This is a genomic window from Roseateles sp. P1_C1_2, assembly GCF_056406535.1.
The window spans coordinates 1-13,390 of the sequence record NZ_JBFUAB010000042.1; the positions used below are offsets into that span (position 1 = coordinate 1).

At 64.6% G+C, this 13,390-nt stretch carries 12 protein-coding genes; 10 read left to right on the top strand and 2 right to left on the bottom strand.

Going from position 1 to position 13,390, the window contains the following annotated elements:
* From AC1D2H_RS29145 to AC1D2H_RS29160, 4 genes are all read left to right on the top strand, one after another.
* A partial coding sequence (locus AC1D2H_RS29145; RefSeq protein WP_478013321.1) for an IS3 family transposase occupies positions 1–210 on the top strand: 210 nt, incomplete at its 5' end.
* Between the two features lie 101 nt (positions 211–311).
* Positions 312–1,664 carry a hypothetical protein gene (locus AC1D2H_RS29150; protein WP_478013322.1) on the top strand — a complete coding sequence of 451 codons (1,353 nt, stop codon included), beginning with the start codon at positions 312–314 and terminating at the stop codon, positions 1,662–1,664.
* A gap of 64 nt (positions 1,665–1,728) precedes the next feature.
* A complete protein-coding gene (locus tag AC1D2H_RS29155; protein WP_478013323.1) occupies positions 1,729–3,660 on the top strand; it encodes a hypothetical protein in 1,932 nt (643 codons plus the stop codon).
* On the top strand, positions 3,657–4,025 hold the full coding sequence (locus AC1D2H_RS29160) for a hypothetical protein (RefSeq protein ID WP_478013324.1): 369 nt from the start codon (positions 3,657–3,659) through the stop codon (positions 4,023–4,025). The genes AC1D2H_RS29155 and AC1D2H_RS29160 overlap by 4 nt, the downstream gene beginning before the upstream one ends.
* 177 nt (positions 4,026–4,202) lie before the next feature.
* Here AC1D2H_RS29160 and murI read toward each other — a convergent pair whose 3' ends face one another.
* Entirely contained in the window at positions 4,203–5,030 is an 828-nt protein-coding gene (murI, locus tag AC1D2H_RS29165; RefSeq protein ID WP_478013325.1) for a glutamate racemase, read from the bottom strand.
* 175 nt (positions 5,031–5,205) lie between these two features.
* Between murI and AC1D2H_RS29170 the strand changes: the two genes are divergently transcribed.
* The 6 genes from AC1D2H_RS29170 to AC1D2H_RS29195 all read left to right on the top strand — a co-directional run bounded on the left by AC1D2H_RS29170 (position 5,206) and on the right by AC1D2H_RS29195 (position 12,607).
* Complete coding sequence (locus AC1D2H_RS29170) at positions 5,206–5,961, top strand: electron transfer flavoprotein subunit beta/FixA family protein (protein WP_478013326.1); 756 nt, start codon at positions 5,206–5,208, stop codon at positions 5,959–5,961.
* A gap of 29 nt (positions 5,962–5,990) precedes the next feature.
* Entirely contained in the window at positions 5,991–6,923 is a 933-nt protein-coding gene (locus tag AC1D2H_RS29175; protein ID WP_478013327.1) for an electron transfer flavoprotein subunit alpha/FixB family protein, read from the top strand.
* 78 nt (positions 6,924–7,001) lie between these two features.
* Positions 7,002–8,789, top strand: a complete 1,788-nt coding sequence (locus AC1D2H_RS29180; protein WP_477929542.1) for an acyl-CoA dehydrogenase — start codon at positions 7,002–7,004, stop codon at positions 8,787–8,789.
* Positions 8,790–8,859: 70 nt separating this feature from the next.
* Positions 8,860–9,810, top strand: a complete 951-nt coding sequence (locus tag AC1D2H_RS29185) for an NAD(P)H-dependent flavin oxidoreductase (RefSeq protein WP_478013328.1) — start codon at positions 8,860–8,862, stop codon at positions 9,808–9,810.
* Positions 9,811–9,991: 181 nt separating this feature from the next.
* Positions 9,992–10,492 (top strand): hypothetical protein, encoded by a 501-nt coding sequence (locus AC1D2H_RS29190; RefSeq protein WP_477929546.1) that lies wholly within the window; start codon positions 9,992–9,994, stop codon positions 10,490–10,492.
* Positions 10,493–10,837: 345 nt separating this feature from the next.
* Positions 10,838–12,607 carry a beta-1,3-glucanase family protein gene (locus AC1D2H_RS29195; protein ID WP_478013329.1) on the top strand — a complete coding sequence of 590 codons (1,770 nt, stop codon included), beginning with the start codon at positions 10,838–10,840 and terminating at the stop codon, positions 12,605–12,607.
* Positions 12,608–12,669: 62 nt separating this feature from the next.
* Here the strand turns inward: AC1D2H_RS29195 and AC1D2H_RS29200 are convergent, their stop codons facing one another.
* On the bottom strand, positions 12,670–13,320 hold the full coding sequence (locus tag AC1D2H_RS29200; RefSeq protein ID WP_477929550.1) for a trimeric intracellular cation channel family protein: 651 nt from the start codon (positions 13,318–13,320) through the stop codon (positions 12,670–12,672).
* Positions 13,321–13,390 lie beyond the last annotated feature (70 nt).

Sequence of the window (13,390 nt, forward strand, 5' to 3'; positions counted from 1 at the left end):
GCTGAGACGATCAACGGCCTCTACAAAGCCGAGTTGATCCATCGCCGGGCGCCGTGGAAGACCAAGGAGTCCTTGGAGCTGGCGACGCTGGAATGGGTGTCCTGGTTCAACCACCACAGGCTGCTCGAACCCATCGGCTACATCCCGCCCGCCGAGGCTGAGTCAAACTACTACCGGCAACTTGCCAATCAGGCCGCGATGCCCGCCTGACTTAAACCAACCGGCCTCCATGGAACCCGGGGCGATTCATATTGACGGACGCCGGCCTCGCACTAGAGGCACTGAGGGGGCACCACACGTACCTTCGCCAGATGCTGCAGTCACACCAGTTGGTGAGCGGCACGGCCGCGCAAAGAGACCAGGGCGCGATTTGGCTGCTGAGCGAGGTGCACTGCCGGGAGTTCAAGGACGATATTGAGCCTTTGTCGAACCGGCGCGGCAATCTAGGCACCGTCGCGCCAGCAGACCGCGATGTGGGTCGATTGATGTCGACCTTGCAAGCGATTTTTGACTCGGTGGCTCGCGAGCTGTCGGGACCCCTGCGTCAAGACAGTGTGCATAGCTTCCGCACGATTCGCTTGTCAGCCACTGACGATTCCCAGTTTGTCAATCTAGACGCGAGCGTGCACTCCGATGGTCGCCTGCTCGAGCTGGCCTGCGTTGCGTTCGCTGGCCTGGCGATCGGGGACTCGGGGGCAAACCTCGCACAGATTCAGCGCTTTGAAGAGCCAGACGATCTTCTGGACCAACTGGCCAACCCGGACCGAGTCAATCTGACCCATCGGGTGGTCAAGCTACGTGCTGGCGGCAAGCTGGTGCCGGTCAATCTCACCACAACCACGCTGAGTCGATGGACGACTTACCTGACGCTCCGCGAGCGCCTGGTGGCGCTCTTGGGGGGGGCTGACGTCGCGCCGATATTCGTTCAGTGCTGGTATCGCGTTGTAGGAAATGCCAAGTCCGAGCCAGTGGCGATACGCCCGCTAGACGGCTCCTTTCTGGCTTACCTGCGTGGAAAGGTGAAGGCTATTGGTGCTGAGCTTCCGAAAGTCACTCTCAGACAGCTTCGTTCGTTCAAGCAGCAAAGTGTGGTTCGTAAGCAGGGCGTGAGGGCCGCCGCAGACACGCTGGGGCATTCCACCAAGACGGCTGTGATGGCGTATTGCAACGCCCAAGAAGACGTCCGTAGGGGTGAGATGGGGCAGTTTCTCGCCTCCCTCGAGACCGCAATCCTGCCCAGTGATGATGGTGGCGGTTCTGGGGTGCAGATTGTCTCAACCCCGGCCGGCGGCTGTAGGGAGCACGGCAAACCCATCGCCCTCGAGAAGGACCCCGTCATCGAGCCGGCTTGTGACAAGACGGAGGGCTGTTTCTTCTGTGCTCAGTTCCGCGTCCACGCGGATGTTGAGGACACTCGGAAGCTTCTTTCATGTCGCCTTGTTCTACAGCGCCTCGCTCCATTGCAGGGTGAGTCGGCGAGATCCGACAAGGCGTACGCAGCGGTGAAGGACCGAATCGACACGGTACTGGCAGAGCTACGCGAGCGCGCTCCTGAGATGTACGAGCAAGCGCGCATTGACGTTGAGGAGCTTGGCAATCTCAGTCGGTACTGGGCTGCAAAGCTGCAGCAGCTCCATCTGCTCGGAATGCTCCGGCAGGCGTGACAGCCGCTGGCGCCCGCTAAACCGCGCACAAGTCTCCGAGTCCCAGAACGCGACCCTGAACGGAATGAACCAGTTTGCAATCTCCCCAGTCGAACACAGTCCCTCTGGCCAGGTGGGCAGCAATGACACGTTTCCCGACGTGCGACCGTTCTTCGACTTGGCGCTTGTTGTCAGCCGAGACGCCGAAGGCAACGCAATGTCTAGGTATGGCGATGCGTCCTGGAATCTCGGTGCTCAGAGCACGGATGGGACCTCCGGAAACAACCTGCATTTCTTCAATCTCCAAGGGGTAGTAGACGGCGTACTCGTTGCCCGCATCCGTGAACAGCACAAGGCGTTGATGTGGCTTCACATGGATGCCGGCAAGATGAGAGCACCCGAGACGGTCCGGCGGGCCAGCTACGCTGCCGCGGCATGGTGCAGCAAAGCCATCGCCCGTGGGATCGACCTCTTCAGCATTCTTGGGAGCCCCGAGCACGTCGCCGAGGAGCTGGAGTCGCTCAGCCAAACCTATGTCCGACACACCTCTGCCTTGGTCAAGACTTTGGCACGGCACGGCAGTGCTTTGGATGTGGGGATGAAGCTCCCACTTCAGCGGCTCCGAGAGCTCATCACCGCTGCGGACCGCGGTCGCACGGCGAACAGACAAACACCGCTCATCCCGTCGGCGGTCTACTGCGCCATCCTGCGCGGGCTCGTAGCTGAGCTAGACGACATTGAGCAGGAACTTGATTCGTTGCTGAACGCGTATCGCCAAAACATGGCGGCGACCAGGTCCATTGCGTCCGGAGCCACAAAGGGCCAGAGAAAGAAGCATCGCGGCCAATCCCTGGCTGAGGTGCTACAACTGATGAAGGCCAGTGGCTATGACCCGAAGCACGGGGCGTCGCTAGACCACTTCATCGCGTTCCGCATCAACCGCTGCCAGGTCAGCCTGATGCACACGGTTGCTGCCTTCTCGGGCATGAGAGTTGGAGAGGTAGGCATCTTGCCCCTGGCGAACGTCGTCGAAGAGTTCGAGGACCGGGGTAGCCGGCACTACGTCATCAACGGCTACACGCACAAGCTCAACCGCGGCGTGAAGACCAGGACGTCGTGGATCACAAGCCGAGAGGGGCATCGTGCGATTCTCTTGGCACAACGTATCGCCAAAGCGATCTTCGAGGAGGACGGGCGCAAGCCATCGAAGGGGCAAGAGGCGCTGCTGTTCTGCTCGACTGAACATCCATTTCGCAAGAAGAACCACCGAACGATCGGTGTGCATCAAGCACTGTTGAACGATGCGATATGCCCGGCCGTGACCGCCGCTGACCTCGACGAGCTGAACAGTCTGGAGCTCGACAGGCCATGGCAACGGGCAGGCATCGGAGTGGGGATGCGCTGGCCTTTGGCCTTCCATCAGCTCCGCCGCAGCCTCAGCGTCTATGCCCATCGCTCGGGTATGGTGACACTTCCAGCTCTGAAGGCGCAACTGCAACACGTCACCGACGAGATGCGCTCCTACTATTCGGACGGCTACTCGCGCGCGGTGAATCTTGTCTTTGACAAGGATCATTTCAGCCACGAATGGAATGCCGCCAAAGCCGAAAGCTCGTTCTTTGGCTACACCCTTGGCCTCTTGTTCTCAGACGACGACTTCCTGGGGCGAGGGGCTGAGCGCATGGCCTTGACGATTTCATCGCGAAACCGCCAAGACACGTTGAAGCTGTTTGAGCAGGGGAAGCTGGCCTATCGCGAGACCCCGCTTGGCGGCTGCGTGTCGACTGAGGAGTGTGTGAGCAAGCCGCTCCAGCCGATCCCGTTCGATTGCCTGGAGTCCAACTGCGTGAATCAAGTGGTCGCGGGGAAGCGCCTGAACCTTGTCATCACGACCCAAGAGGCAGTGGTAGCCAGGCTGGCAGATGGCGAGTCGGGAAGCGTTGAGCACCGGCTGGAAGCGAATCACCTTCGGGTGCTGCTGAAGGCTCGTCAGCAACTCACGGAGCGGGCGGCATGAGTGCCAAGATCCAGGTCGAGAAATACTTCGCTGCACTGCAGCGGCTCGTAGATCGAGGCGCGCCGATCAACAACGACACCGTGGCGTTGGAGGCCAGGAGCGGCAGGGGCAGCATCAAGCGGTCCAGACCGGCCTATGCCGAGCTCATCGCAGCCATCGACGAAGCTGCGAAAGCGCAAGCCGAGAAGAAAGCTGCCGCGGATCCGCTGCCCGCTCTCAAGGAGGAAGTCGCCGCCCTCAACCGGCGACTGGATCAAGCCCTTGAGCGTGAGGTGTGCCTGCTACAAGAGGTCTACACGCTGCGGGAAGAGCTTCGACAGGCGCGGGCTGGACGACTCACCGTCCTCATGAACCCGGTTCTATGACGTGGACACATCGGGTGCTGATGTGTCAATAGTGCCATTGCGTCGGATGGACAGACCGCCGACGCTAACCTGTTGATTTACAACCGATCGCAAGTGTCCATTTTGGGGTAGCCTGCTAATACGTCACCGCCTCGAAAGGGGCGTACGGGTTCAAGTCCCGTCCCGCGCACCAGTCTTCTATACGGTCAGCACCTGCTGGCCGTTTTTGTTTTCCGGTTGCCAGGCGTGCACGGCCATGCCTTGCCAGCCCAGCACGCGGCTTATCCAACTCTGCAGCGCGACCGGATCGCCGCTGGTCTCGATGTCCAGCGCCGGCTCGCTCTCAGCCTGGGGCCACAAGTTGGCTGCTCGGCGTGCGACGGCGGTCTCGATGCGCAACAGTTCGACGCCGGGGCCGAGCGCGGCCCGCCACAGCGGCTCGATGAAGGGGTAGTGCGTGCAGCCCAGCAGCGCCGTGTCCACGCCGGCGGCGCGCAAGGGCTCGCAATGTCGGCTGACGAGGGATTGCAGTTCAGCGCTGTCCAGGTCGCCGGCTTCGATGCGGTCGACGACGCCGGGGCAGCCCTGCACGATGACTTCGCTATCGCCGATATGTCGCTCGATCAAGGCCCGCAGCCTGGCGCTGGCGGCCGTGGACGGCGTGGCCAGCAGGCCGATGCGGCCGTTGCGTGTTGCCGCGACAGCAGGCTTGATGCCGGGCTCGGTGCCGACGAAGGGCAGGGCGGGCCAGCGGGCCCGCAGGGTCTCGATGGCGTGAGCCGTGGCCGTGTTGCAGGCGACGACGATGAGTTCAGCACCCCGGGCGATCAGATGCTCGGTGATCGCGATGCTGCGCGCCTGGATGTCCTCGGGGCTGCGATTGCCATAGGGTGCGTAGGCCGTGTCGGCCACATAGCGCAGCCGGGCCGTGGGCAGCTGCGTGCGAAGTTCGCGCAGCACGGTGAAGCCGCCGACGCCGGAGTCGAAGACGCCGATCTCGCGGCGCGTGTGGGGATCAATCTGCATGGGCAAAAAGCAGTCTAGCTTCACGAATTCGAGAGGCCTCTCCAAAAAAGCTTCGCCCGCCGTCAACAAGGGTCTGGCTAGAATCGAACGATCGTGCTTTTTTAAGCGCGGCTCCCACGGGGAGCGCCCCTTAGAATCTGGTTAACGTTTACGTCAATTCGAGCTGGAGTTTCCGATGAAGGTCTTGGTTCCTGTCAAACGCGTCGTCGACTACAACGTCAAGGTGCGCGTCAAGAGCGACGGCACGGGCGTCGACATCGCCAATGTGAAGATGTCGATGAACCCCTTCGACGAGATCGCCGTCGAAGAGGCCGTGCGCCTGAAGGAGAAGGGCGTTGTCACCGAGGTGATCGCCGTGTCCTGCGGCGTCACGCAGTGCCAGGAAACCCTGCGCACCGCCATGGCCATCGGCGCCGACCGCGCCATCCTGGTCGAGACGCCGGCCGACGTCGAGCTGCAGCCGCTGGCCGTTGCCAAGCTGTTGAAGGCGCTGGTCGACAAGGAAGGCCCCTCGCTCGTCATCCTCGGCAAGCAGGCCATCGATGACGATTGCAACCAGACCGGCCAGATGCTGGCCGCGCTGACCGGCATGCCGCAAGGCACCTTCGCCTCCAAGGTGGAAGTGGCCGGCGACAAGGTCTCCGTCACGCGTGAAGTGGACGGTGGCCTGGAGACCGTCTCCCTGAGCCTGCCGGCCGTCATCACGACCGACCTGCGCCTGAACGAGCCGCGCTACGTCACGCTGCCCAACATCATGAAGGCCAAGAAGAAGCAGCTCGACATCGTCAAGCCGGCCGACCTGGGCGTGGACGTGACGCCGCGCATCAAGACGCTGAAGGTCAGCGAGCCGCCCAAGCGCGGCGCTGGCGTGAAGGTGGCCGATGTGGCCGCCCTCGTCGCCAAGCTGAAGAACGAAGCCAAGGTCATCTGACCGCTCGCCCCCGATTTGGAGACTTTGAGATGACCGCACTCGTCATTGCTGAACACGATAACGCCCATATCAAGGGCGCCACGCTGAACACCGTCACCGCCGCCGCTGCCACGGGCGGCGAAGTCCATGTGCTGGTCGCCGGCCACAACGCCGCCGCCGCTGCCGCCGCTGCTGCGCAGATCGCCGGCGTCACCAAGGTGCTGCACGCCGACTCCGCGGCCCTCGCCGAAGGCCTGGCCGAGAACGTCGCAGCGCAGGTGATCGCGCTGGCCTCGGGCTACAGCCACCTGCTGTTCCCCGCCACCGCTGCGGGCAAGAACGTCGCGCCGCGCGTTGCCGCGCTGCTGGACGTGGCTCAACTGAGCGACGTGACCAAGGTCATCAGCGCCGACACCTTCGAGCGCCCCATCTACGCCGGCAATGCGATTGCCACCGTGCAGAGCAGCGACGCGACCAAGGTGCTGACCGTGCGCACGACCGGCTTCGACCCGGCTGCCGCCACCGGTGGCGCCGCTGCCGTCGAGACCGTGGCCGCTTCTGCCGACAGCGGCAAGAGCAGCTTTGTCGGCCGTGAAGTGACGAAGAGCGACCGCCCCGAACTGACCGCCGCCAAGATCATCGTGTCCGGTGGCCGCGCCCTGGGCTCCAACGACAAGTTCATGGAAGTGCTGACGCCGCTGGCCGACAAGCTGGGCGCCGCCCTCGGTGCCTCGCGCGCTGCCGTCGACGCGGGCTATGCCCCCAACGACTGGCAGGTCGGCCAGACCGGCAAGATCGTCGCGCCGCAGCTGTACATCGCCTGCGGCATCTCGGGCGCCATCCAGCATCTGGCCGGCATGAAGGACTCCAAGGTCATCGTCGCCATCAACAAGGACGCCGAAGCCCCGATCTTCTCGGTGGYTGACTACGGCCTGGAAGCCGACCTGTTCGTGGCCGTGCCCGAGCTGGTTGCCAGCCTGTAATTCGCTGCACTGACCCCACTCCGGGCGCCCCGACTGGACCTGTCGCGGCGCCCGTTTTGTTTTCTCATGGAGTAACAGATGAGTTACCGCGCTCCCGTCAAGGACATGCTCTTCAACATCCAGCACCTGGCTGGCCTGGAGACCCTGACTCAACAAGTCCCTGCCTTCGCCGACTTCGGCCTGGACACCGCCGCCGCCGTGCTGGAAGAGTGCGCCAAGCTGACCGAGGACGTCATCGCGCCGCTGAACTTCGAGGGCGACAAGAATCCGTCGAGCTGGAAGGACGGCGTGGTCACGACGACGCCCGGCTTCAAGCAGGCTTTCCGCGCCTACGCCGAGGGCGGCTGGCAGGGCCTGGTGCATCCCACCGAGTTCGGTGGCCAGGGCGCGCCCAAGACGATTGCCGCGGCCTGCAACGAGATGCTGCAGTCGGCCAATATGAGCTTCGCGCTGTGCCCGCTGCTGACCGACGGCGCCGTCGAGGCGCTGCTGACCGCGGGCAGCGACGAGCAGCGCTCGGTCTACATCCCCAAGCTGCTGGACGGCTCGTGGACCGGCACGATGAACCTGACCGAGCCACAGGCCGGCTCCGACCTGGCCCTGGTGCGCACGCGTGCCGAACCGCAGGGCGACGGTACCTACAAGGTCTTCGGCACCAAGATCTTCATCACCTACGGTGAGCACGACATGGCCGAGAACATCGTCCATCTCGTGCTGGCCCGCGTGGTGGGCGCGCCGGAGGGCGTGAAGGGCATCAGCCTCTTCCTGGTGCCCAAGTTCATGGTGAATGCCGATGGCACTCTGGGTGCGCGCAACGACGCACATTGCGTGTCGATCGAACACAAGATGGGCATCAAGGCCAGCCCAACCGCTGTCCTGCAGTTCGGCGACCACGGCGGCGCCATCGGCACGCTGATCGGCCAGGAGAACCGCGGCCTGGAGTACATGTTCATCATGATGAACGCAGCCCGCTACGGCGTGGGCCTGCAGGGCATCGCGGTGGCCGATCGCGCCTATCAGAAGGCCGTCGGCTACGCCAAGGACCGCGTGCAGTCGCGCCCCGTGGACGGCTCGGTGGCCGGCAGCGCCGCCATCATTCATCACCCCGATGTGCGCCGCATGCTGATGACGATGCGCGCGCTGACCGAGGGCTGCCGTGCGATGGCGAGCACCGCGGCTGCGGCTTTCGACGCGGCGCATCACCACCCCGATGCGGACGCACGCAAGCAGAACCAGGCCTTCTACGACTTCATGGTGCCGCTGGTGAAGGGCTACAGCACCGAGATGAGCCTGGAGGTCACCAGCTTGGGCGTGCAGGTGCATGGCGGCATGGGCTTCATCGAGGAGACCGGCGCGGCCCAGTACTACCGCGACGCCAAGATCCTGACGATCTACGAGGGCACGACGGCCATCCAGGCCAACGACCTGGTGGGCCGCAAGACCTCGCGTGACGGTGGTCAGCTCGCTCGCGCTGTGGCCGGGCAGATCGAGGTGACTGAGGGTGAACTCGCCAAGCGCGACAGCGTGGCCGCGCGTGCCGTGCTGAAGGCGCTGCGCGCCTCGCGCGAGGACTTCCTCGCCGCCGTCGGCTTCATCGCCGGCTCGGCCAAGAGCAACCCCAACGCGGCCTACGCTGGCTCGGTGCCCTATCTGATGCTGGCGGGCAATCTCGTCGCCGGCTGGCAACTGGCGCGCGCGCTGATGGCTGCGGAAGACGCCTTGGCGACTGACAAGGAATTCATGGCCGCCAAGATCACGACGGCGCGCTTCTATGCCGAGCACATCCTGCCGCGCACCGCATCGCTGCGGGCCGCCATCGTGGACGGCGCGGACAGCGTGACCGAACTGTCGCTTGAAGCATTCTGATGATCTTGCGGGTTGGACCACACGCGCACCGTGCGCGTGCTCCGACCTCAACTGACTAGGAGAGACTGATTTGGCTTTGCCCCCCATCCTGAAGAACTTGCCGCTGCCGGCCATCGGCTCGCCGCTGTTCATCATCAGCAACCCCAAGCTCGTCATCGAGCAGTGCAAGGCCGGCATCGTCGGCTCCATGCCGGCGCTCAACGCCCGGCCCGCCGAGCTGCTCGACGAGTGGCTGGCCGAGATCACCGAGACCTTGGCGGCCTACAACCGCGCCAACCCGGACAAACCGGCCGCGCCTTTCGCCATCAACCAGATCGTGCACAAGAGCAATGAGCGGCTCGAGCACGACATGCAGGTCTGCGCCAAGTACAAGGTGCCCATCATCATCACGAGCCTGGGCGCGCGTGAGGACGTGAACAACGCGGTACACGCCTGGGGCGGCATCGTGCTGCACGACATCATCAACAACAAGTTCGCGAAGAAGGCCATCGAGAAGGGCGCCGACGGCCTCATCGCCGTGGCGGCCGGCGCGGGCGGGCATGCCGGCGTGAAGAGCCCCTTCGCACTGGTCCACGAGATCCGCGAATGGTTCGACGGCCCCGTGGCGCTGTCGGGCTCGATGGCGACGGGCGATGCCATCCTGGCCGCCCAGGCCATGGGGGCCGACCTGGCCTATATCGGCTCGGCCTTCATCGCGACCGAAGAGGCGCGCGCCAGCGACGAGTACAAGCAGATGATCGTTGCCAGCAACAGCGACGACATCGTCTACAGCAACCTCTTCACCGGCGTGCACGGCAACTACCTGCGCGGCTCCATCGTGGCCGCTGGCATGGACCCCGACAACCTCCCCGAGAGCGACCCGAGCGCGATGAACTTCGGCGGCAGCGCGGCCAAGGCCTGGAAGGAAATCTGGGGCAGCGGCCAGGGCGTTGGCGCGGTCAAGGAGATCGTGCCGGCGGCAGCACTCATCAGCCGCCTCAAGCGCGAATACGCGGCAGCGCGCGCGCGCCTGGCACTCTGAGCCGGCGCCAGGCATCACTGCATCACGGCCGCCCTCGGGCGGCCTTTTTTGTTGGCGAGAACTCAGTTGGTCGCGTCACCCGATGCTTGCAAGCCTAGGGGGAGTGAAGCCTCAAATGAGGGCGGTGCCGTTGCTACCATCGCGCCCCTCAACAGCTCCCACCGATCCGCAGATGCCCTTGATGTCCAGAGCCGTCCTCGTTTCCAGCGCCGCCTTGCTGCTCAGCCTCCAGGCCGCCGCCCAGGAGGCCCAGCCGTCCCCGCCCGCGTCGGCCCCCGTGGTTGCGGCAGAGCCGGCAGCAAGGCCCGCTTCGGCGAGCGACGCCAAGGTGCTGCCCCGTCTGTCCGTGCGGTGGGACTGCGGCGATTGCGAGCAGAACCCCAAGGTCGGCCCGCTGATCGAGCAGAGCTACGAAACCCAGGCGACGTCCAAGGGTTTCACCGTCGCCCCTGCCGAGAGTGCCGAGATCGTCATCAAGGAATACCGCCAGCGCCCGCCGGCTGCGCGGGTCATGTTGGGCATCTTTGCGGGCAAGGACAAGCTGGCCACCAAGCTGAGCTTTCGCGGCAAGGAATACGTCGCCAGCGACTATTCGGCCAATGCCTTCCAGGGCATGAACAGCCTGTGCGAATCGGTGGCGAAACAGGCACTGTCGCAATTGCTGTCGGCGATCAAGGAATGAGCGAGTTCCGCTGAACAGCTTTCGCCCATCAACGGCCGCCCCTGAGGCGGCCGTTTGCTTTGGTGGATTTCCTGTCCCTGAAGCGAGCGACTCATGAAAACGTCTCGCACGGGTTTTCCATGAAAGCGCTTTCTCGCGTCTCCCGGGACGATGCTGTGCAATTCTGAAAGCGCTTTCATGCGGTTTTCGGATGGCGACCTGACCCGGCAGCGACTGCATGCCGTGGCCGGCAGTAGGTCATCGCAGTCGAGACACCGGCCAGGGATGGGCCATTCCGCCCTCTCCCAGCGTTGGGACCCCGAACGACCCGCCGATCCTTGACGACGAGCGGGCAAGGAGACAAAGGTGAATCTTGTTTTGCGTTGCTTGCGCCTGCTCGGCGCGTGCTGGTTGCTGGTGCTCGGCCTGCTCGGCGCGACTCCGGCTCTGGCCCAGGACTACACCCAGGGTGTGGACGTCAGCGGCACCACCGCCACGATCTGGTTCAAGTCCAATGTGTCGACCACCTGGGTCGACGCCCACTACACCGTCAACAACGGCCCGCAGCAGAACATCCGCATGACGGCTGCCAATGGCCGCCATGAGCAGAAGATCACCGTCGCCACGGGCAATGTGATCGGCTACTGGTTCACCTACAACAACGGCACGCCGGCCTACGACACGCCCAAGTTCAGCTACACCGTCGGCACGCCCCCGGTGGCGAGCGGGCCGGTCTGCTTCTACGCCGACATCAACTACACCGGCGACAGCTTCTGCGCGAGCGCGGATTCGAGCTGGATAGGCGCCGCCTGGAACGACCGCGTGTCGTCCGTGAAGGTGCAGGCCGGCTACCAGGCCACGCTGTTCAACGACGTCAGCTACGGCGGCGCTTCGCTGGTGCTGACGGCCAACGAGCCCAATCTCGTCAACCGCGGTTTCAACGACCTGACCTCGTCCTACCGCGTCGGCACCAGCACCAACACGGGTGCCTGGAACGGCCGCACGACCTTCAACATCGTCAACCAGACCGGCGGCCGCTGGCCCGATGATCAGGTCTACTGGGCCATCATTGGCAAGGACTGGGCCACCGGCAAGTTCGTGCGCGTGGATGCCGCGGGCAACTTCATCCCCATGTCCACCGCCGACAACGGCGCGCTGACCAAGGGTGGCCAGACGTACACCAACTACTTCCACAAGCTCAGCGCCACGCGCTCGATCACCATCCCGGCGCTGAACTCGGCCCGCATCCTGATGTCGGTGGGCTCGCCGATGTACATCAAGGTCGTCGTCGATGGCAACGGCAACATCGGCTACGCCGGCGCCAACATCGAGAACCCGACCGACCCCAACATCGACGTCTACTTCGACTTCGGCGAGATGGCCATCATCCCGCTGGGCCAGCCGGACCAGGGCATCTTCATCAACACCACGCGTGTCGACCACTTCGGCTTCCCGCTGAAGCTGCGCGTGCAGGGCGGTGGCGGCTATGACCAGACCGTCGGCGAAGCGCTGACCGAAACCCGCGACCAGCTCTTCAGCAAGTTCATCGCTGAAGTGCCGGCGCAGTTCAAGCCCCTCGCGCAGTCACCGTACTCGCCCTACCGCATCATGGCCCCGGCCCACGGCACCTTCAAACCCGGCCAGGCCAACGCCAACTATCTCCAGCCCTATATCGACGCCGTCTGGGCCCGCTACCGCAACGAAGACCTCGTCTTCACGCTGCAGAACCTCGGCACCTTCCGCGGCCGCGTCAGCGGTGACCGCTTCACGTTCACGGGCGGCTCGCCGGCCGGCACCTTCTACATCAATGGCAAGCCCGATACCGCCATGGTGCTGCTGGGCGCCGGCCTGCTGGCGGACGCCAGCGGCGGCCCGACCAACATCGGCACGCAGCTGCAGCTGCAGGCCCAGGTCTGCGCCGCGCTGAACCGCCATGTGATCGAGCAGCCGGCCAACTGGTATGTGCAGACCGCGCACTACCCGGCCGGTCAGTTGGGCAACTGGTACGCCAAGTTCTGGCACGACCACAGCATCAACAAGAAGGCCTATGGCTTCGCCTACGACGACGTGGGTGACTTCAGCCCGTCGCTGCACACGACGGCGCCGACGACGGTGACCTACACCATAGGCTGGTAAGCCTTCCGGCCCGCAGCGGCCCCGTCAACGAAGAGGCCCCGCAGTGCGGGGCCTCTTTCTGTTCAGCGCTTGGCGTTGATCCGCCAGGCTGGCAGCGTCCACCCCGTCCACAGCGCCACGCCGCGCAGCAGCACGGCCGTGCCGGCCGCAGCGCTGATGACGGCCCATTGCGGCGCTTGCAGTTGCACCGCCCCCACCAGCACCCAACCGCCGACAAAACTGCACAGCGCATAGGGCCGGTGGTCGTGAAAGGCCGCGGGGATCTCGTTGCAGACGATGTCGCGCAGCACGCCGCCGAAGGTGGCCGTGATGACGCCCATCAGCACCGCGACGATGGGCGGCTGGCCCATGTCCAGTGCCATCAGCGCGCCGTTGGCCGTGAACAGGCCCAGGCCGAGCGCGTCGGGCCACTGGATGGCCTTCTCCGTCAGCGCCAGATGGCGGCGGCGCAGGAAGAGCATGGCGGCGAAGGACAGCGCCATCAGCGCCCACAGCCAATCTGCATGCTCGACCCAGAAGAAGGGCCGGCGGTCTAGCAGCACGTCGCGCAGCGTGCCGCCGCCAAAGGCCGACAGGCCCGCGACGATGCACAGGCCGACGACGTCGAGGTGCTTGCGCGCGCCGGCCAGCAGGCCGGACAGCGCGAAGGCCAGGGTGGCGGTGATCTCGACGACGGCCTGGATCGTCGAGAAGTTCAGGATGGGAGGTTTCACACCGGCATCATCGCCCGATGGCTGTGATTTGCGGGCCGAGCGCCGGGCCGCTCCCTAGCCGGCCCGCCTT